Genomic DNA, 19635 nt, shown 5'->3' on the forward strand with positions numbered 1-19635 from the left:
GTCACCTCTCAGTGTCCTCCAACGTGATCCGCGGGTCGATGAACGTATACAAGATGTCCTGGGCAATGTTCACGGTCACCTGGACGATGATGAACAGGAAGACAAGCGCCATCACGAGCGGGATGTCCGGTCCCAAGACGCCCCGGAAGAACATGTTGCCAAGCCCCCGGATCGAGAAGACCTTCTCGACGAGGACTGATCCTCCGATCAGCAGGTAGAATTCGCTCATGATGATCGGGAGGAGTGGGATCAAGGCGTTCCGGCCGACGTGTTTGGTCACGATTCGCCGCCCGGAGACGCCTTTTGCCTTTGCGGTCTCGACGTACTTCGAGTTGATGCTCTCTAGGACGGCCGTTCGACCGATTCGGATCTCGTTACCCATCGACGACGATCCCAGGACGAGCGCTGCCGGCAGGATCCACTTGATTGCAGTGGCGATGTTTGTCCATTTCGGGACGGGGACCCAAATTGCCTCGAGAAGTGGCATGCCGGCGAAGACCTGACTACTCCCGAACAAGTTCCCTACCGAATCTGAGGTTCCAATCACGTCGGTCGAAACCCAGAGGTCGGGATAGAACGACAAAAGACCGCCGGCAGAGAGCAGTCCGACAACCATCACGGCGAGCCAGAAGTTCGGCATCGCCCGCCAGATGATCCCTCCGCCCGAGGCGATGTAGTCCCGCCAGGTGTTGGCCCGGAGGCCGGCGTACAGACCGCCGGGGATGCCGACCACTAACGCGACAACGACTGACCAGAATCCGAGCCACAGCGTTACAGGCATCCGGTTCAAGATGAGATCGCCGACCGGCGTGCCACGCTGGATAATCCACGACTGGCCGAAGTCAAACGTGAGCAGGTCGGTGAGGACCTTGAGATACTGCGACCAGAGAGGGACTGTCGAGCCGTCTTGGTAGATGAGCCCGAGTGCGACTTTCAGTTGGTGGATGTCCTCCGGTGTGGCGTCCTGTCCGAGGATGTTCAATACAGGGTCGATCGGCCCCAAGTATAGGACCATAAAACTCATCGTGATCCCGAACAGGAACACAGGGACAGCGAGCAACAGCCGTTTGAATAAGTACAGTAAGCGGTTCATTTCATCCCACCACGTAGCGTCTGTAGACGGTCGTGTGTCCTGCCACTCTGGAGAGCGTCGGTGTCTATGTCCTTCCGGTGGTCCGGTGACGATCGAGACGACAGTACGATCTCTCGTCGTTCAGGGGACGATATCGTCAGCCACGACGATGGCTCCATCGAGGGCATGACTACGTTATCCGATCGTGGTATCGGCTATATTGGTTTAACAATATCGATTGGAGTCCAGCAGACGGGGCCGAACTGCAGTTGTGTCTGTGTTTATCCCTGGTAATTCGAGTCGTACCCTTCGGCCCCACCGGGGAAGACCTGTTTGGGAACCAGGTGGTACGCCGCTTCGCCGCGACCCTTGAAGACGCTCTCGACGAAGTCCTCACGGGTGAGCACGTAGGCCATTGCCTCGCGGACGGGCTTTGGCACCTTCTCCATGTTGAAGCCGATGTAGTACGTGTTGATCGAGGGGGTCGAGACCATGTTCACTTCTGTCCCGTCGCTCATTGGGCCGTACGTACCCAGCGTCTGGCCCTGGTCGTTGGTCGACTCCTCGGTAGCCAGTCCGGGATCGTACTGGGCCGTCGGGATACCGGCGACGTCAGCGTTCCCGTTCTGGAAGTAGCTATAGAGGGCAGTGGTATCGGTGATGATCGCGTCGTGGAGGTCGAAGTCCGGGGTCTCGCCGTGGTAGTCTTCGAACGGCGAGGCACGGAACTCGCCACCATTCCCTTCCTGCCACTGCTCGAAGACGAACGGGCCACTGCCGACCGGGCTCGTCGAGAACTCTTGCCATTCCATATCGCCATCATAGCCATCGATATCGCCGACGATTCCTTCGGGGACGACCGAGAACGCAGAGTATGCGAGCACTTCGAGCGCGTAGCTGAACGGCGCGGCGAGCGAAATCGTGAACGTGTAGTCACCCGTCGCCTCGACGGCGGCCGTCTCGGGGACGACATTGCCGTCATCGTCGGTCTCGTGTTCGATCTGGAGCACCGACAGCGGGAAGTACGTGTTCGTGGAATTGTCCGACTCGACGAGTCGCCGCATCGAGTAGACGACGTCAGCAGCGGTGACCTCGCCGTAGTCGCCGTGGAATTGAACTCCTTCCTTGAGCGTGAACTCGTACTCGGTGAGGTCGTCGCTGACGGTATAGTCCTCGATGATGAGGGGTTCGACCTCCGTCGTCCCGTTGACGTAGTTCATCGGCGCGTCGAACATGTCCATGATCTTGTCCCCACTTTGCGTGTTCCCGGAAGCGATCGGGTCCAAGGAACTGAACGTGGACGAGGTGCCGTTGAGGACGTCGTCGTTCTGGAGGCTGTTGACGGAGTTGATCGCCTTCGCCCGGGAGGGCCCCATCCCGCCCGGCGGGTTGTAATCGACGCGATCGTACCAGAACAGCTGGTCGACGGTGTGATAGACCGGCAACAGTGCCGCCGAGTCCCACAGCGCCCGCTCGATCTTGACTGTCGCGTCGTCACGAGTACTCGTGGCCTCGTCACTCAGGCCGGGATTGTTCTGGATTCGGTCGAACTGTTCGGTGACGTACTGGCGAACTTTTGGGTCGCCCTTGGTGTCTTCGGACCAGAACAGTGTCTCGCCGTTGGGTGTGTAGCTCTCGGCGTCGTAGATCGTGTTCTCCGGGTCGACGAGCTGCAGGAAGTTCTGGGCGCCTGGGTAGTCGGCGACCCAACCGAGCGTGTAGGCCTCGTGGTTCCCGCTCTGGGTAGTTTCGATCAGCGACCCGAAGTCCGAGTCGCTGATGTTCATGTTGATGTGTGCAGATTCCAGGCGTGCACGGATTGTGTTCGCCATCTCCTTCCATGCCGGGCTCTGGTACTGTAGCCAGTCGAGATCGTAGTTGTTGTCCGGCCCGTAGCCCGCCTCTTCCATCACTCGTTTGGCTTCGCCGACTTGGGCCTCGTTGAGGCCGTAGGGGTACGAACTCGGCGGCTCGTATGCGTCACCTTCGGTTTCGGTGTCTCCACCACTGCCTTCGGTTTCGGTGTCTCCACCACTGCTTTCGGTTTCGGTGTCTCCACCACTGCTTTCGGTTTCGGTATCGCCGCCACCACAGCCGGCCAGTCCGATACTCACCGTTGCGGCTCCGGTCGCTTTGAGGAACCGCCGCCGGTTCATTTCATTGTCGTCAGACATGATGTGACCACGTAACAAAGACGAACGTTTATATTTACTGGTACTGGCTACATTTCCATCTGGTTCTGAGTTCCCGACACGACGTGGCGGGCATTTGGCCATATTTGTTCCATAATATAATTATCATTCATTCACCTTTTCTCGACACTGGGCCACGGTTCGATTGAGGTCACCGACCTGTCTGTTGCCGGGCATTTTCGGGCCACTTGACCCGGTACTGATGGCGACGATGGCTTTCGGCTTCATCGAGACTCGATTCAGCTGCAGGTAGACTTACTGTGTTTGTTTTCTCTGGTCTACACCCACTTGCCACATACCTTGGCACCGCGCTTCGTTCGTTATAGTCGGCATCAGCAGGGGTGACGCGGATTTGAACCGGATGCAGACATTTTTGCTCACTCCGTTCGCTGTGCGGGCTGTGTCTGCCTGGGTTCACATCTGATTGGACCACTTGTCGCTCGCGGATTTGCTCACCGCAAAATATGGGTTGGGGCGGATTTGAACCGCCGACCTCCTCCATGTCAAGGAGGTGTCATAACCAACCTAGACTACCAACCCGTTCGTTTCGATGTATTCCAACTTCTCTCACAGATGCAATTGAAGGTTTCGAAACGCAATCGCCCGACTCCACGACCGGGACGGTCCGCTCGTCACCGCTGTTTCACCCGGTATGGCAACTGGTAGGCCAGGATGGGATCACTGGTAGGCCTGAATTCGTCGGTGGAAGAATCCGGCCGTCAACAGTGCTGCCAGTCCCGTCCCGAGTACGACGAAGATGTACATGTCCTGAACACCCACCAGATCGGCGATCCAGCCGCCGACCACCTGCCCGAACACCCGCCCCGTTCCGAGACCGAGTGCCGCAAGCAGCGCCTGGGCCGAGGCACTCATCGCTTCGGGCGCGTATTCGTGGGCGAGTGACACTGATGCAAGTGTAAAGAGGGCAAAACCAGCCCCTTGTGGAATCTGGGCCAGGAAGACGGCGGGGAGCGTTCCCGGGGTCACGTACAGGACGAAACTGAGGGCGAGGACGATCGCCCCGACGAGCAACTGCGTCCGGTGGCGCCAGCCCAGTCGAACGATCCAGATGAACACGGCCGCCTCGGCCAGCGTTCGCACGAACCAGGCTGCACCGGTCATCGTGTCGCTGGCCTCGATCGCGCGGATGTACACCGAGAAGAACGAATTTGCCGTCGTGGTTGAGGCACCGACAAGCAGGCCGACCGCGAGCAACAGTACGAACGCGGGATTCGTCAGCAGCTGCAGGCTGTCTTCGCGCAAGTCAGGTGACAGCTCGGTCGCCGACGGCTTTGGCAGGCCTCGAAGCGAGATGACGAACACGACCATCCCGACGGCGTAAACGCCGAAGATCGTGACCGTCCCGAAGGTTTCGACGAGCGGCCCTAGTGCGAGGATGCCGACCCCGAAGGCGACACTCCCGAATGCCCGGACATTTCCGTAATCGATGCCACTCGAGAGGACCATCGAATTTGCCAGCGGCACGATCGGCGACCGGAACGCCGAGTAGATCCCGGCGGCGACGATCATCAGCACAAATGGCGACTCGATGACCATCCCAAGCGGGAACAGTAGCCCGCCGACGATCGACACCACTGCGCCGACGGCCATCGCCAGTTTCGTCCGGCCGTAGGCGTCGGCCAACATCCCCCAGATCGGCTGGGCGACGATACCTGCACCGACGAGCACTGCCCCGATCAATCCCATCTGGGACTCCGTGAGCCCGATGTCCTCGAAGAATATGTTCCGGTACCCGGCGATACCGTTCCCGGCGGCGTACAACACAAGATAGAGCAGCTGGTAGCGCCGCTCGTCGCTCAGCACGCCTGATCACCAACCCGATCGACTTCGTCCATCTATTCCTGATTCTACTTATGATGAAAAAAGCCTTCATATTTAATCCCGTGTGTGGTAACAGCAAGTGGCAGTTGTACGTTCCGATACAGTTAACCACGGATCGATCCAACGACGCCGACATGCCCGGACCAGTGTTTCTGGAGGGAGAGACGGTGACGCTGCGGCCAATCGAGGACGGAGATCTCGAATTCATCCAGCGGGAACGTTCCGATGCGGGCGTCTGGCGGACGCTCGGGTGGCCGTTCCCCTCGAATAGCAAGCAACTCCAGGAGTTCTACGAGGAGACGATCTCCGACGAGGAGACCATTCATCTTCTGATCACGGTCACGGAAGAGCCGGTCGGCATGGTGAGTTTCCACGAGGTCTCGAACGACTCCTGGCGGGGAGAACTCGGATACTGGATCGCGACCGAGCACCACTCGAACGGATACGCGACCGACGCCGTCGGGACGCTCGTCGAGTACGGCTTTCGCGACCTCGGCTTTCACCGCATCGAGGCGAAAGTGTTCGATGGCAACGAGGCCTCGCGAACGGTCCTTGAGAACCTTGGATTCACCCACGAGGGTGTCCACCGTGAGGCCACCTTCGCCGACGGCGGATTCCGCGACGTCCACTGGTACGGAATCCTGGCCGACGAGTGGGATGTCGACGCCGAGTAAGCGGGTGCTCCAGCGGCGTTACCACTCGACGGAGACGGTTCCGTCGCCGTGGGGATCGGGCGCGATCTCCTCGCCAGTCCGGCGGTCGATCACGTGGATGACCCCACGATCCTTCTTGGCTGGACAGACTTCAGCCGCGCGGACGTTCTGGGCTCGTTCGTCCTCGTCGATGAAATACTGCTTCGGGCGGGCGATGCCTGTTTCCAGGTTCAGGTCCCAGTTGTCGGCGACCTGGGCGCACTTCCCTGCGCCGATGCACTTGTTGGCCTCGAAAATGACCTTGTAAGGTTTCTCATCGATCGGCGGCGCGTCGCGTTCGCCGATCGTCGTGGGATCGATCGTTCCCTCCTTGTCGCCGTCGCTCATGGTCGTGTCTCGTCCGGCGACGGCTAAAGGGAACGGGTCGCGTCAGTTCTCTCCCGGAACGCCACGAAGCGCCTCGTAAGCCTGCCCACGGAACTGAAAGCGTCTGCTGTCGCCATCGTATCCGACGGCACGGTCGACCGCCCGTTGGTCGCTATGGACCACGACGCGGCCCACGTCCGTTCCCATCGCGGCGAGGGCGTTCCGGAGGGCGTTCGGTCCTATCATGAAGCCGTCCGTCGACATCACTTGTTCCGCAAGGAGGCGTTCCTCGGCGGTCTCGGCCCGTTCGAGGGTGAGGACGGCGTCGTCTGGCCGCTCGCCATCACCGTATCGGTCCGTGGTGACGTCGATTGCATCGCCGTCTCGCTCCGTTTTGGCGTCGTCGGTCAAGAGGACTGGGGCCGGGTCGCCGACGAACTCGACGAGAGCCGCGCTTGCATCCGCCGGCTGGCCGTATCCCGCCACGACGGCGTACTCTCCACCGCCGAGATATCCTCGCGTGAGTCCGTCCGCACAGGAGGTTCCCGTGTCACACGGGACGGGTTCGCCGTTGAACGCCCGTAACGCCCATGCCATGCTGGCACCAGGTTCCAACGATCGACAATCCGATAGGTGGACATTTGGGTCGACGTGATACCAGTCGCTGTCCACGAGTTTGTACAGGTTCCAGTGGCCACACTGTACCGACTCGTGACTGTGGTTGTATATCTCGAAGTCGATCCGACCGTCAAGTTCGATCCGCTCGACGGTCGGTTCGAGGTACATCGTCGTCGATGGGCCCAACTCGTGATACCAGGCGGTTTCGGTCTTCTCAGACACCTCGGGAACCGATCGCCCCGCGAATCGTGAGGATTGTTCGGGGCCCGGCGTGTCGGCGTCCCAGACGTGGATCGCTACGGTGGGATCGCCCTGAAACTCGTAGGTTCCGGTCGGTCGGCCCGGCGATCCGGGTTCGCTGACGAGGGCGTATGCCAGTTCGACAAACTCCCCCGGGTCCAGCCGACGGGTCTCGGCCATCCAGGGGCCGATGTCTGCGACCCGCCAGTAGCCGTCTTCGCCGCGGGTGGGGGTCGGCAGCTCGGTCGCGAGTTCGTTGCGTTCGGTCGGTGCCAGGTGGAGCCGTGCTTCGTGATCCTCTCCGGCAGGTTGCCAGCTCTGTGTGTGCCCGATCGCGGGGATATCCTTGATCCGGACGGTGTTCGCGAAATCGTTGTCGTTCCGGAGCCACCCGCGAATCTGCGCTGGGTGCTCAGACGTCGCCGTCCGTTCGAACCAGAGTCTAATCGAAGTGCGATCGTCAGTCGAAAAATACAGCGGGGTTATCGAGACCGTTCGCGGGCCGGTCTCGAGGTCGATAACCGCTACGGCGTCGTCGGGGATTTCTGGCTCCTCGGGAGTGGCAGTCTCTTCCGGCGTCGGTGACTGGACCGTCGTTCCGGATCCAGACGGCGTCTCCGACCGCTGGGGGAATGGGCTCGCCGAGCCATCTCCGCTCGTACCGAGCGAGCAGCCACCCAGTCCGGCGACACCTGTCCCAAGCGCCGCGAGCAGGGTCCGTCTGTGCATACACGACCAGAAGACAACGAATTGAAAAAAGGGTGCCGAACGGTCAAACGCCGCTTTCAGTCATGGATCTCGACAGATTCGAGTCGGACGTCCTCAACCGGGCCGTCCTGGGGGTCGGTCTCGACGCTGCCGATTTCTTCGACCACGTCCATGCCATCGATCACTTCGCCAAAGACGGGGTGGTCGCCGTCGAGGTGGGGCTGAGCGTCGAGCGTGATGAAGAACTGCGAGCCGTTCGTGTCGGGGCCGCGGTTGGCCATCGAGAGGACGCCGGGGCCGTCGTGGCCCAATTCGTCGTGGAACTCGTCGTTGAAGGTGTAGCCCGGGCCGCCCCGGCCGGTGCCCGTGGGGTCGCCCATCTGGAGCATGAAGTCCTCGATGACGCGGTGGATCTCGATGTCCTCATAGAAGGCGTCACCGCGGGTCTCGCCGGTCTCCGGGTCCTCCCAGGTCGGCGTGTCCGGTGCGGGTTCGGCGTTTGCGGCTGGGTCGTGTGTCGCGAGATTGACGAAGTTCTCGACGGTTCGGGGGGCGCGGTCGTCGTACAGTTCAATTTCGATGTCGCCGTGTGTCGTCTGCAGCGTGGCTGTCAGGTCTCCCATAGACAGGGAGACGGGTGGGGCATGGATAACCGTGGTGATCTATCTGGTTGGTCAACTTCTCACAGTTTGACGAGCACTTTGATCGCCTCTCGTTCGTCCATCGCCTCATAGCCCTCCGACACCCCATCCAGATCGACGACCTTCGTGAAGATCGGTGACGGGTCCAGGGTTCCACCGAGGACGTCCGCGAGCAGTTCGTCGGCGTAGGCCCGAACCGGTGCGACGCCGCCCGAAAGCGTGATATTGTCGCCGAACAGCCCGAACATATCCAGCCCCTCGTCCTCGATCCCGTGGGGGACGCCCACGTACCCGACGGTCCCGCCCGGCCGGGCGACGGCGATCGCGGTGTCCATCGCGCTCGCGGCACCGACACATTCCATGACGTGGTTCGCGCCGCCGTGGGTGAGTTCGCGGGCGCGTTCGATTGCCTCCTCGCCGCGGGCGGCGATCGTCTCCGTTGCCCCGAACTCCTCAGCGAGTTCGAGGCGATCCTCGTGGTGGCCCATCGCGACGATACGCTCGGCACCGAGTCGCCGGGCGGCGAGCACGCCACAGAGGCCGACCGCGCCGTCGCCCACGACCACGCAGGTCGACCCCGCTTCGACGCCAGCGCTCTTAGCCGCGTGGTGTCCGGTCCCCATCACATCCGTCAGCGGGAGGATCGACCGGAGCGTCTCTTCGTCGTCGGCGTGGCGGTCGGGCACCCGGACCAGCGTGCCATCTGCCTGTCGCGCCCGGACGTACTCGCCCTGGGCACCGCCGTTGTCGCCGCCCCAGCTGTCGCCGTTGACACAGGCGGTGTGAAGTCCCTTCCGGCAGAACTCACACTCCCCGCAACTCATGACGAACGGGGCAAAGACGCGATCGCCCGGGTCGACCGAGCGGACGTCCTCGCCCACCTCCTCGACGATCCCCATGGGTTCGTGGCCGATCCGCGAGGGGGCCTCGCGGTCGTCAAGGCCGCGATAGGGCCAGAGGTCAGAGCCACAGATCGCGGTGTGGGTCACGCGGACGATCGCGTCCGTCGGGGCCTCAATCTCGGGTCGGGGTACCTCCTCGATCGCGATCTCGCCGGGACCGCGGTAGATAGCTGCACGCATGGCAGTATGCTGGGCGTGATCGGGCATAAATCAGCGGGCCGCTCGGCGCGATCCGGAGCGTGTCGCCGGCTGGGCCGCGGTGCTCAGCCGAAATTACTCTCACAACCCGGTGAGTGTGAGTGTGTTGAGGCCACTCACTAGCAGCGTCACCAGCGCGAATCCCATGAGGACGAGTCGCGCGGACTCGCCTTCGAGGTATCCCCAGGTGAACACCAGCACCAGCAGGGCGGCGAGTTTGAGTGCGCCGATCCCGGGCGTCCCGTAGGTGGCCATGAACGCCCGTGCGACTGCGTTCCCCTCGGGTAGGCCCGATCCGACGCCGACGATCGTGGTTACCACGTCGAGGACGGATCCAACGATAATGACGGCCCACAGGACGGCATCGGCTTCGGGGAGCGGCCGTGGTTCGAGGAACTCTTCGAGGGCGAACAGTCCCGCCTCGAACCAGGCGGGCACGAGTCGTTCGGGGAGCGTTTTCGGGTTCATCGGAGTCTCCGGCGTTGGGGGCGAATCCGCACCGATCACGCCAGTCGATCGGTGTACGCGGGCGACCGGTAGAAATTGAGATAGAACGTCCGACCACAGCCGTTCTTGCCAGGGATTGGGCCGGTTGATTGACCGGTCGACGGCGTGGCAGCGTCCCTATTGGACCGGTCAGGTTGTCGTTCGGGCACGTCGACATCCCCGAGGCAGACGAACTCGATGCCGTCGGCAGTCTCGAGGTCGCCGGTCGTCGCCGCGTACTCTCGGTCCGAGTCTGGCTGGGCTCGGACCGACCCGTCCCGGAGTTCCGGGCCCCGCTCGACGCTCGTGACCGCGCCACAGTACGGGCAGTAGTAGGATACCTCGACCATACAGAGGATAACGGCCCGGACCACTATAGGTCCGCGGGCTCGACGTGGTGGCTCAAAACGACCGCAACGCGTCCAGTTTCGCCGTCGCCGCGCCGCGTTCGAGGATCTCCCGTGCGGTATCGACGCCCGCCGCGATGTCAGGGACGTCCTCGCGGGCGTACATGCGAAGCGCCGCGTTGAGCGCGACAGCGTCCGCGAACGCGTCGGTCCGATCGCCGGCCAGGACAGCCTCGGTGATCGCCGCCGAGTCGGCGATGACATCTCCCACCTCGAGGGCGTCCTCGCTTGCAGTCAATCCGTATTCGGCGGTCTCGATCGTCGCGTCCGCGACCCCGTCACCGCCGTCCCACTCGGCGATCGTCGTCGATCCCGGGCGGACGTCATCGTAGCCTTCCAACCCCTGGACGAACAGCGCGCGCTCAAACGTCGACTCACGGGAGCGTTCGAGCGTGCCGGCGAGTTTTTTCGCGAAGGCGAGGTGGTAGAAACTCCCCAGATGGACGGACGCACCGGCGGGATTGGCCAGCGTCTCGATGGTGTTCAGAAACGTCCGGACGCCCATCTCCTCGCGTCGATCAGCCAGTGCAGTCACGTCGGGAGCGAATCGGGGCTGGTAGTAGAATCCGAAGCCGATGTCTTCGACCATCCGGGCGCTTGCTTTCGGGTCGAGATCGGTTCGGACGCCGAGTTCGTCCAGCACGTGCTTGTAGGCCGGCTGTTTTTGGGTCGGGACGCGATCACCGCTGTGGACGACGACGGGCGTCCCGGCTTGGGCGGCGACCAGCCCAGCGCCGACGCCGAGCAGGGCCGTCGAGCCTTTCCCGTCGTAGTTAGCCCCACAGTCGACTGGATCGACGTCAGGGGTCGCTCGCGTGACGGTTTCCGCCTTGAGAACGTCCAGAAAGGCCGCGAGTTCAGTCGGCGTATTGCGTTTCCACCGGTTAGCCAGCCAGAAGGCACCGAGTGTCGTCTCTGCCGGGTCGCGATGAAGGATCCGCGACATCGCTTGCCGGGCCTGTGCACGCGTCATGTCGTCGGCCGACTTGTGCCCGGAGCCGACAACGTTCGTCATCAGTCGCTGGAGGGGCCACTCGCCGGCGTCGTCGTCTGTCATGCTCGAACGTGGTGGCGAGTCGGGCTTAAGCCACTGGATACCGGCGAGCGTTCGCGGGCGTCGGTGACACGCTGGGGGTGTCGCTCGAGCATCCGGTATACTTCCCCGCTGAAGCGCTGACTGATCCAGTGCTGTCCGGTAGCACGCCAGAAACCTTATCTGGCGGGCCACGCCAGTATCCATCGTTAGATGTCAGCTAGTGTCGCACCGATTGTGCTGGTCGTCGACGACGAGAGCGATGTCGCGGACGCGTACGCGGCCCAACTCGAAGAGCGCTACACGGTGTTAACTGCTTACAGTGGCCAGGAGGCCTTAGAGACCGTCGACGAGACTGTCGACGTCGTCCTGCTTGACCGGCGAATGCCAGGCATCTCCGGGGACGAGGTGCTCTCGAAGGTCCGTGAGCGTGGCCTCGACTGTCGCATGGCAATGGTCACTGCTGTCGACCCCGATTTCGACGTTATCGAGATGCCTTTCGACGACTACGTCACGAAGCCAGTCTCCCGCGAGGAATTGTTCGAGACCATCGAACGACTGCTCACTTTTCGCTCTTATGAGGCCCAGTTCCAGCAGTTCTATCGCATCACGACGAAACTGGCGACACTCCGGGCAAACAAGAGCGAGGCGGAACTACAGCGCAGCGACGCGTTCCAGCAACTGGTCGACCAGCGGGACACGCTCCGAGCACAACTCGATGAGACGCTGCACTCTGTCGACGACGCGGACTTTCCGGCGATGTTCAAAGAGTTTCAAAATGGCTCTGAGTGACCCGTTCGACCCATTCACGCTACTACTTTTGCTGTGAGCAGAACACCCACGTACGACGACGTTATAGATTAGCATATGCCACTCGTCTGGGGGTACATCCTGGCGTCCCTCCGAGGATTTTGCTCTTTCAGGCGTTCATGTATTGGCATCTCCAAGAGGATGGGGCGTCGCTCGACGGTCCGTCTTCGAGGCCATTCGAGGGCGAGTTCGGCGTCAGACTTGCGACAGATTCCGGCGAATCTGCGTCGACAGCGCCCGATCCCGGCGAACGGCTCCAGTGTCCCCACTGTGGGATGTCCAACAACCGTGAATCGCTCCACTCTTATTGTCGGGAGTGTCTGGGCCCCCTTCGCTGAGCAGCCCTGTCTCAATATCGAGAATGCCGAAGAAAACACCTTAGTGGCGAGGTCACGTCGATACCGGTATGCGTGTCGCCAGTGGCGTCCCCGGGTTCGATGAACTCGTCGACGGCGGATTGTTGGCCGATCGCCTCTACGTTGTTAGTGGGCCGCCGGGCAGTGGCAAGACGACGTTCTCTTCGATGTTTATCACCCAGGGCGCCAAGGAGGGTGAAAACTGCCTGTACGTCACGATGCACGAGACGAAATCGGAACTGCGCGAGGACATGGCCGGCTTTGAATTCGGCTTCGATCGGGCGATCCAGTCCAATGCCGTGCAGTTTCTGAATCTCGTGACCGAACCCGGCAAACGGGCAATCTCGCAGTTCGGCAAGGAAGGCGGGCTGACCAACCGACTGGTCGCGTACATTGAATCAAACGGCGTCGATCGGGTCGTTATCGACTCGACGATGCTGCTCCAGCACTTTTTCAGTGACGTCGACGACGAGATAACTGGGTTTCTCTCGGCGCTGAAACAGACTGACGCGACGATCATCCTCATCTCGGAGATGACCGACCCCAGTGCCTACTCCGACGAGCACTATCTGGCCCACGGCGTCATCTTCTTCCACAATTTCCTGGAATCCGGCGGGATGCAACGGGGCATTCAGGTGATCAAGATGCGTGGGACCGCCATCGACTGTGATATTCGTGAGCTCGAATTCACAAACGGCGGACTCCACGTCCACACCGACCGAAAAGTCCAGACTTGAGATGTACGAACGCACCTACGGCACCGACTGGGAAACACTGGAGAAAGCGGCGGCCACCGAACGGGCTTTTGCACTCGGCGTCGCGGCCGTGCTGGGCAAGCCAGATCCTGACGAATACGAACGCATTCTGGAAACGGCCGCAAACTCCTATGACCGCAGCATCGTCGAACTCGCCTTTCAAGAGGGCAAACGAAAGGCGTCGGGCCGCCGGGCAGAGGTCGACCAGGACGAGACCGTCTGGGAGTCACTCGTCGAGGACGACGGACCGAAGACGACCGTCGACGAAGACGACATACCGACGGGCGGTCGGGATGGCCTCCCGTCCGCACTGGACGATCTGGACCTGCTGGATCGGCCGCTTGACGACGAATTCGAACGGGAGCGACTGCCGGAGTTTCTCAGAAAGTGAGTCTCACAGCGAGGTTTGGTCACGACCGTCCGTGCCGGGACTGAACGGATCTCTGTCGCTGTAGTGCTTCCGTCCGATGGCCATGCTGCTGACCGCCGAGTACATCGCAGCTGTCGCTTCCTCGTGGGTATCGTAGGTTTCGCTGTCGAGACGCCCCAAAATCTCGGTCAGGGTCTCGGACCCATTCGAAAACTCGATCTCCATGTCGCCATGGGCGGCCAGCAACTCGTCTCTTGTGGCTGGATACCGGTGCGTGCCGAGTCGATCACTCGCGTCTTGGATCGTTCGCATACTACGTCGAATGGCATGGATGCTAATAAACCTTCACAATTAATCATCCAAATAGTGCAAGTGACTGTCACCTATGCGATTTTCGTCACGATCGCAACCGGAAAAGGTCGGCCGCTCGAAAACCGGCCATGGTTGTCGCCGACCTGCACGTCCATACGACTCGCTCGGACGGGCAGATATCGCCCGAGTCAGTCGCCGATGCCGCCCGACGGGCCGATCTCGATGCCGTGGCGATCACGGACCACGACCGCCTTCCGCCGTTCAGTGAGCCCTGGATCGAACGCCAGGACGTAACCGTCATTGCCGGGATCGAACTGCGGGTCCGGACCGACGACCAGTTGCTCGATTTGCTCGGCTATGGTGTCGCCCAGACCGACGCGTTGGAAACGGAACTCGAACGCCTGCAGGAAGATCGGATCGAGCGCGCCCGGGCGATCGTCGAACAGGTCGAGGCGCGTCTCGGCGTCGATCTCGATGTCTCGTTCGAGCCGGGCGTGGGTCGGCCACATATCGCAGCGGCGATCGCCGACAGCGAGGCGCCCTACGACGTTTCGGAGACCTTCGAACACCTCCTTGGCGACGACGGCCCATGTTATGTTGCCCGCGAGATTCCGTCCTTCCAGCGGGGCCGCGAATTGCTGGGCGAGGCAGCGCGTGTCGTCAGCCTCGCCCATCCGTTGCGATACGACGACCCGGATTCGGCACTCACACACGCTCGGGATCTCGACGCACTCGAATTGGCCTATCCGTACGACGAAGCGGTCGATCGATCGTCGGTCGCGCGAACGATCGACGAATACGACTTGCTCGCGACCGGCGGCAGCGACGCCCACGGGACGACGCTCGGAGCGGCTGGACTCGACCGTCCGGCCTACGAGCGATTTCGCGCTCGGCTGGAGCGCTGACTGTCTGTCTCCCGTCGATCCGTCTGCTGTCCGTCAGACGACAGCGGTGCCTTCAATGTCCTCGGCCACCAACAGTCGGATATGCAGTGTCACTACTGCGACCGCGAGGCCGAGGTCGCGGTCGAGAAAGACGCCCTGAAGGTGGGGCTCTGTGAGGAGCACTTCCATAACCGGATGTCGGAACTCGCTGACGGCGACTGGCTGGAGGGTATCGACGACGACCTCGATCTCGACATCGACCGCTCTTGAGTCTGTCTGCCCGGTTGCGATCGGCCGCTACTCGGGTCCCAGTCACCCACATCACGCCGTTCTGGAATCTGATCGATTCGTTCAGCTCAGTCCTTCATCGATTTTGCGGGCCAGTCAAAGTTTCCGTACGCCCGATCAGTCGCCCGCTGACGGCGTGACGGCAGGGGTTTCCCTGGTGCCGAACACCTGCGTCACGTTCTCGAAGACACGTTTTGCCTCGCAAGCAGCCAGGTAGTTTTCCCGCGTGATGCCCTCCAGAACCGCGGTTTTCCGTTCCTCGGCGAGTTCGTCCTTGCCGCGCGTGACCGATGCCGCAGTCGCCCGGTCGTATTCGGGATGGAACTGGACGCCGAAGACGTTTCCCGCGCGAAAGGCGTGGACGCCGTACTCGTTTTCGGCCAGGTGCGTCGCCTCCTGGGGTAGCGTGGCGACGCGATCGGAGTGAGTCGTAAAGGCCCTGAACGTGCGGTCGATCCCCGACAGCAGCGTCGAGGGGCCGGTTCGTCGGATCTCTCGATAGCCGATCTCGTAGTCGTCCATCGCCTCGACGTCGCCCCCGAGGACCTCGGCCACCAGTTGGTGACCGAAGCAAACGCCCAGTCCGCCGAGACCGCGATCGACCGCTTCCGAGACCCACGCTTTCAGGTCCGCGATCCACGGTTCCTCCCAGTACACCGAGGCGCGCGATCCCGTCACGACGAACCCGTCGAACGCGAACGTCGACGGCAGGTCCCGCCCGGTTGCGTCGAACTCGACGAGATCGGCGTCGAGTTCTCGCCGGAAATTCCGTCGGGAGTCCGCCCCGTCGTGGGCCGCGTTGAGCAACGCGAGTCGTGGCCGTGTCATTGGCCGATAGAAGGGTCCAGTGAGTAAAAGCGTCTCAGTACTGGCAGCATTCGCCCCGCTCGCTGACGGTACAAGTCACTCCAGCCGGTTGTCCGTCTGTTCGTCCAGCCATGCCCGCAGTTCGTCGCCAACGACCTGGCTCTCGCTGACGGGAAAGAGGTGGCCCCCGTCGACCCGTCGGTGTTCACCGCGTGGCAGGTCGGCCGCCAGCCTCGCCGTCGCGTCCGGATCGACGATCCGATCGGCGTCGGCACTGACGACCAGGGCGGGCGTCGTGACCTCGTAGCGGTCCGGCAGGTCGGCCTCTATCCAGGCCGCTCGCTGGGCCGCGTGACCGTCCGGGTCGGCGTCGTCTTCGGCCCGCCAGCCGACGATGCGTTCGATCGTCTCCGGGTGCTCCTCCGGTACACCCGGCTTGAACCCCCCTGAAAGTGACTCTCGTAGTGCGTCCGGCTCGTCCAGTGGCGCGGCGAGGGCCGCCAACCGCTCGGCGTCGACGGCGTCGCCCGCTGCAGTCCCCAACAGGGCCAGCGACGCCACGTTGTCGTTGCGTCGGGCGTACTCGAAGGCGATCGCGCCACCGAGACCGGCTCCCACGAGGTGGACTCGTCGCGTGTCAACAGCGCTGATGACTGTTGCCAGGTCCTCGACGAGCGTTTCTATCGCGTAGGGACCATCCGGCGCACCGGAGTCGCCCGTCCCGCGCGGGTCCCAGACGACCGTCTCGTCGGGGCCGGCAATCGCCGGTTGCAGGTAGCTCCAGTACCACGCCCCGAACCCGACATCGTTGACGAAGACGATAGTCGGTCCTTCGCCGGCCGTCGCGTATCTGAGCGCGACGTCGCCGTTCTGCACTGTCGGCATATCCTCCAGTTGGGTCGGGGCTGGTTTAGGGCCGCCGGTCGGGCGTCGAACTCGACTCTGGCCCGGGCCGCTAACGGGCACTGGACTTGCATCGACCACTGAATCTTTAGGTCCTGCGGCCCTATATTGACGTAATGGGGATTTCGGCATTTATCGACGCGTTCGACGACCGTGAGAAGACGGTGACCGTCCTCAATCGTGAGTCCGTCGACCCCCTCTATCGCATGCTGGCCGATATGTTCGATTCTGAGACGGTGTCCGTTTCCGAGTCCGAGGATCCCACTGCGCCAAGCGACGTCGTCCTGTTACAGGACGAACAGACGGGGACGCTTGCAGTCTCACGGATGAACGACGTCAGTGATACCCTCTTGCTGGTCAACTCGGACCTGTACGTCACCGGTACTGTCCCCGTCGAGGACGTCGAGACTCCGGAGGTCGTCGCCCATCTCTCTAACGTTACCTTCACCGTCGAAGACAAACAGAAGTTCCTGTTGATCCACATCTCCAGACATATCGAATCCCTCGCCCTCGAGACTGACGCCGGCGCCTTGCACTCATCGTTTCAGCAACTCTCTCGGGTTCGAGACGAACGCGGGACGGAATCGACCTACCGAAAACTGGCCGCTTCGGGCGTAGACACACACGTCTACGGTGTGGGCGGCTGGGACTCGCCGGCCTTTGCTGACGAGTTGACCGTCCACGCCGGAGACTCAGACGAATTGCAGACCTCGTGGTTCGTCGTCCACGACGGCGACGGTGATGACGACCGCAAGGCTGCCCTCGTCGCCGAGGAGATCGGACCCAACGAATACCGGGGCTACTGGACGTTCGAACCCCGACTCGTCGACGACATCCTAGCCCACCTCGAAACGACCTACGGGCAGTGACGCCCCGGACTGCCCCGGTCTAACGAGCGCCATGTTGATTGTACTCGACGTTGAACCTCGACTGTGAGCGGGACCGTCGAGATCATCCAGGTCGTCGTAACGATCGCGGGGCTGGGCGTCCTCGCCCAGATCCTTTCCGATCGGTTTCGGGTGCCGAGCGTTCTCTTCTTGCTGTTGATGGGCGTGCTCGTCGGTCCTGAAGGGGTAGGCCTGATTACGCCGGCCGTCTTCGGGGGCGGGGACGGTGCGCTCCCAGCCATCGTCGGACTCAGCGTCGCGATCATCGTCTTCGAGGGCGCGTTCTCGCTGCAAACCGAACGACTGCGCGAGGCCCCCCGTACGGTCGTACGACTCGTCACCGTCGGCGCGGCGATCACCCTCTTGGGGACGACCCTCGCCGTGTACGTCCTATTGAATACGTCCTGGGCGCTCGCCCTGTTGATCGGCTCGTTGCTCGTCGCGACGGGGCCGACGGTCATCACGCCGATCATGAACGTCGTGGCTGTCCGAGAACGGGTCGCCTCGACGCTGGAGACGGAGGGTGTCATCAACGACGTGACGGCCGCGATTCTGGCGGTCGTCGTCTTCGAGTACGTCGTCTTGGAGACTCGCGGCCTGGGGATGTTTTTCCGGGAATTCGCGTACCGCCTCGGCGCTGGGGTGGCAGTCGGCGTCGGCGTCGCCGGCCTGGCGTGGCTGGTGCTGACGCGGATCGAGTCGAACGACAACGAGCCACAGAACGCCCGGTTGGTCGTCCTCGTCGCGGCGCTGGTCGCCTACGGCGGGGCCGAGTCGATCCTCTCTGAGGCAGGGATCGCCGCCGTCGCGGCCGGCGGGTTCGTTCTCGGGAACGTCGATCTCCCCTACCGGGAGACGGTCGAGCAGTTCAAGGGCGACGTGACGCTGCTGGTCAATTCCTTCGTGTTCATCACGCTGGCGTCGTTGCTCTCGCTGTCCGATCTGCAGTTCCTCGGGGTCGCTGGCGTCCTCGTGGCAGTTCTCGTCGCCGTCGTCGTCCGCCCGCTTTCGGTCATGCTCTGTACCATCGGTCGACCGTTCACGCTCCCCGAGCGGGCGTATATGAGCGCCATCGGTCCCCGCGGGATCATCCCGGCCTCGGTCGCGACGCTGTTCGCGCTCGAACTCCAGTCTCAGAACCCGACAGCTGCGACGACACTCGTCGGGACGGTCTTCCTGGTCATCTTCCTGACCGTGACGTTTGAAGGGGGTGGAGCGCGACATCTCGCACAGGCACTGAACGTGATCCCAAAACGCGTCCTCATCGTCGGCGGCGGGCGGATCGGCCGGTCGCTAGCCGATCGCCTCGCCAACCGGGGCGAGGAAGTGGTGATCGTCGAACGAGACCCGGCTGTCGTCGAACAGTTACGTGGCGACGGCTACACCGTCAGGGAAGGCGACGCCACCGATCGGGATGTGCTCGAAAGCGCCGGCATCGGCAACGCCCGGATCGTCGCGCTGGCGACCGCCGACGACGACGTCAATCTCCTGGTCGCCCAGCTCGCGAACAACACCTTCGGGGTCGAGACAGTCATCTCCCGAGTGAACGAACCGAGCAATATCGACGCCTTCGACGATCTGGATGTCCAGACGGTCTCGAGTTGGCGATCGATCGCCTGGTCGATGGATAACCTGCTCGAACGGCCCGCCATCGCCCGCTGGATGACCGAACTCGACGAGACGGGCGACGTCCAGGAGATCGAAGTGACTGATGAAGCTCACGTCGGTGACACAGTTGCGGACCTCTCGGCAGCACTCCCGGAAGGTGCCCACCTCGCGATGGTCACGCGAGACGGTGAGAGTCAGATCCCCCAACCGGGCCAGCAGATCCAACGTGGTGATCACCTGACGTTCCTGGGTCGTCACGACGACGTCAGGACAGCGATCGACTACTGTGAGTAATTG

General features: G+C 62.4%; 21 protein-coding genes and 1 tRNA gene. 8 read left to right on the top strand and 14 right to left on the bottom strand.

The annotated features are described in order from the left end of the window. Position 1: 1 nt before the first annotated feature. The 4 genes from HZR20_RS09560 to HZR20_RS09575 all read right to left on the bottom strand — a co-directional run bounded on the left by HZR20_RS09560 (position 2) and on the right by HZR20_RS09575 (position 5088). On the bottom strand, positions 2-1093 hold the full coding sequence (locus HZR20_RS09560; protein ID WP_181686365.1) for an ABC transporter permease: 1092 nt from the start codon (positions 1091-1093) through the stop codon (positions 2-4). A 260-nt stretch (positions 1094-1353) separates the two neighbouring features. Next, entirely contained in the window at positions 1354-3246 is a 1893-nt protein-coding gene (locus HZR20_RS09565; RefSeq protein ID WP_181686366.1) for an ABC transporter substrate-binding protein, read from the bottom strand. 483 nt (positions 3247-3729) lie between these two features. Continuing rightward, positions 3730-3804, bottom strand: a tRNA-Val gene (locus tag HZR20_RS09570). 138 nt (positions 3805-3942) lie between these two features. Next, positions 3943-5088: an MFS transporter gene (locus HZR20_RS09575; RefSeq protein WP_181686367.1), complete on the bottom strand. Its 1146-nt coding sequence runs from the start codon at positions 5086-5088 to the stop codon at positions 3943-3945. 152 nt (positions 5089-5240) lie between these two features. Between HZR20_RS09575 and HZR20_RS09580 the strand changes: the two genes are divergently transcribed. Then, positions 5241-5780: a GNAT family N-acetyltransferase gene (locus HZR20_RS09580; protein ID WP_181686368.1), complete on the top strand. Its 540-nt coding sequence runs from the start codon at positions 5241-5243 to the stop codon at positions 5778-5780. Positions 5781-5798: 18 nt separating this feature from the next. Here HZR20_RS09580 and HZR20_RS09585 read toward each other — a convergent pair whose 3' ends face one another. From HZR20_RS09585 to HZR20_RS09615, 7 genes are all read right to left on the bottom strand, one after another. Further along, the gene (locus HZR20_RS09585; RefSeq protein WP_181686369.1) at positions 5799-6146 is read right to left on the bottom strand and encodes a ferredoxin; all 348 of its coding nucleotides are present in this window, start codon (positions 6144-6146) and stop codon (positions 5799-5801) included. A 42-nt stretch (positions 6147-6188) separates the two neighbouring features. Further along, a complete protein-coding gene (locus tag HZR20_RS09590) occupies positions 6189-7712 on the bottom strand; it encodes a hypothetical protein (protein WP_181686370.1) in 1524 nt (507 codons plus the stop codon). Between the two features lie 56 nt (positions 7713-7768). Beyond that, positions 7769-8314 (bottom strand): peptidylprolyl isomerase, encoded by a 546-nt coding sequence (locus HZR20_RS09595; protein ID WP_181686371.1) that lies wholly within the window; start codon positions 8312-8314, stop codon positions 7769-7771. 59 nt (positions 8315-8373) lie between these two features. Beyond that, positions 8374-9414 (bottom strand): zinc-dependent alcohol dehydrogenase family protein, encoded by a 1041-nt coding sequence (locus HZR20_RS09600; RefSeq protein ID WP_181686372.1) that lies wholly within the window; start codon positions 9412-9414, stop codon positions 8374-8376. Positions 9415-9513: 99 nt separating this feature from the next. Then, positions 9514-9900: a DUF5658 family protein gene (locus tag HZR20_RS09605; RefSeq protein WP_181686373.1), complete on the bottom strand. Its 387-nt coding sequence runs from the start codon at positions 9898-9900 to the stop codon at positions 9514-9516. 35 nt (positions 9901-9935) lie between these two features. Then, on the bottom strand, positions 9936-10268 hold the full coding sequence (locus HZR20_RS09610) for a hypothetical protein (RefSeq protein WP_181686374.1): 333 nt from the start codon (positions 10266-10268) through the stop codon (positions 9936-9938). Positions 10269-10320: 52 nt separating this feature from the next. Further along, positions 10321-11382: an anthranilate phosphoribosyltransferase gene (locus tag HZR20_RS09615; protein ID WP_181686375.1), complete on the bottom strand. Its 1062-nt coding sequence runs from the start codon at positions 11380-11382 to the stop codon at positions 10321-10323. Between the two features lie 189 nt (positions 11383-11571). Here HZR20_RS09615 and HZR20_RS09620 point away from each other — a divergent pair, with 189 nt between their 5' ends. From HZR20_RS09620 to HZR20_RS09630, 3 genes are all read left to right on the top strand, one after another. Further along, a complete protein-coding gene (locus HZR20_RS09620; protein ID WP_181686376.1) occupies positions 11572-12150 on the top strand; it encodes a response regulator in 579 nt (192 codons plus the stop codon). Between the two features lie 424 nt (positions 12151-12574). Further along, positions 12575-13261, top strand: coding sequence for an RAD55 family ATPase (locus HZR20_RS09625; protein ID WP_181686377.1), 687 nt, complete (start codon positions 12575-12577; stop codon positions 13259-13261). A 1-nt stretch (position 13262) separates the two neighbouring features. Beyond that, positions 13263-13670 carry a hypothetical protein gene (locus HZR20_RS09630; RefSeq protein ID WP_181686378.1) on the top strand — a complete coding sequence of 136 codons (408 nt, stop codon included), beginning with the start codon at positions 13263-13265 and terminating at the stop codon, positions 13668-13670. A gap of 3 nt (positions 13671-13673) precedes the next feature. Here HZR20_RS09630 and HZR20_RS09635 read toward each other — a convergent pair whose 3' ends face one another. Further along, a complete protein-coding gene (locus HZR20_RS09635) occupies positions 13674-13961 on the bottom strand; it encodes a DUF5789 family protein (RefSeq protein WP_181686379.1) in 288 nt (95 codons plus the stop codon). A 128-nt stretch (positions 13962-14089) separates the two neighbouring features. Between HZR20_RS09635 and HZR20_RS09640 the strand changes: the two genes are divergently transcribed. Then, positions 14090-14866: a PHP domain-containing protein gene (locus HZR20_RS09640; protein ID WP_181686380.1), complete on the top strand. Its 777-nt coding sequence runs from the start codon at positions 14090-14092 to the stop codon at positions 14864-14866. Positions 14867-14947: 81 nt separating this feature from the next. Further along, positions 14948-15115 (top strand): DUF6757 family protein, encoded by a 168-nt coding sequence (locus HZR20_RS09645; RefSeq protein WP_181686381.1) that lies wholly within the window; start codon positions 14948-14950, stop codon positions 15113-15115. 135 nt (positions 15116-15250) lie between these two features. Here HZR20_RS09645 and HZR20_RS09650 read toward each other — a convergent pair whose 3' ends face one another. Both HZR20_RS09650 and HZR20_RS09655 read right to left on the bottom strand, forming a co-directional pair. Continuing rightward, positions 15251-15961, bottom strand: coding sequence for a type 1 glutamine amidotransferase (locus HZR20_RS09650; RefSeq protein ID WP_181686382.1), 711 nt, complete (start codon positions 15959-15961; stop codon positions 15251-15253). A gap of 75 nt (positions 15962-16036) precedes the next feature. Continuing rightward, on the bottom strand, positions 16037-16825 hold the full coding sequence (locus tag HZR20_RS09655) for an alpha/beta fold hydrolase (protein WP_181686383.1): 789 nt from the start codon (positions 16823-16825) through the stop codon (positions 16037-16039). Between the two features lie 134 nt (positions 16826-16959). On the opposite strand from HZR20_RS09655, the gene HZR20_RS09660 reads away from it, so the two are divergent. Both HZR20_RS09660 and HZR20_RS09665 read left to right on the top strand, forming a co-directional pair. Continuing rightward, the gene (locus HZR20_RS09660) at positions 16960-17712 is read left to right on the top strand and encodes a DICT sensory domain-containing protein (RefSeq protein WP_181686384.1); all 753 of its coding nucleotides are present in this window, start codon (positions 16960-16962) and stop codon (positions 17710-17712) included. A gap of 63 nt (positions 17713-17775) precedes the next feature. Then, positions 17776-19632, top strand: a complete 1857-nt coding sequence (locus HZR20_RS09665) for a cation:proton antiporter domain-containing protein (protein ID WP_181686385.1) — start codon at positions 17776-17778, stop codon at positions 19630-19632. The last annotated feature ends 3 nt before the right edge of the window (positions 19633-19635 follow it).

It is taken from the genome of Halorhabdus salina (assembly GCF_013839425.1).
Taxonomy (GTDB): domain Archaea; phylum Halobacteriota; class Halobacteria; order Halobacteriales; family Haloarculaceae; genus Halorhabdus; species Halorhabdus salina.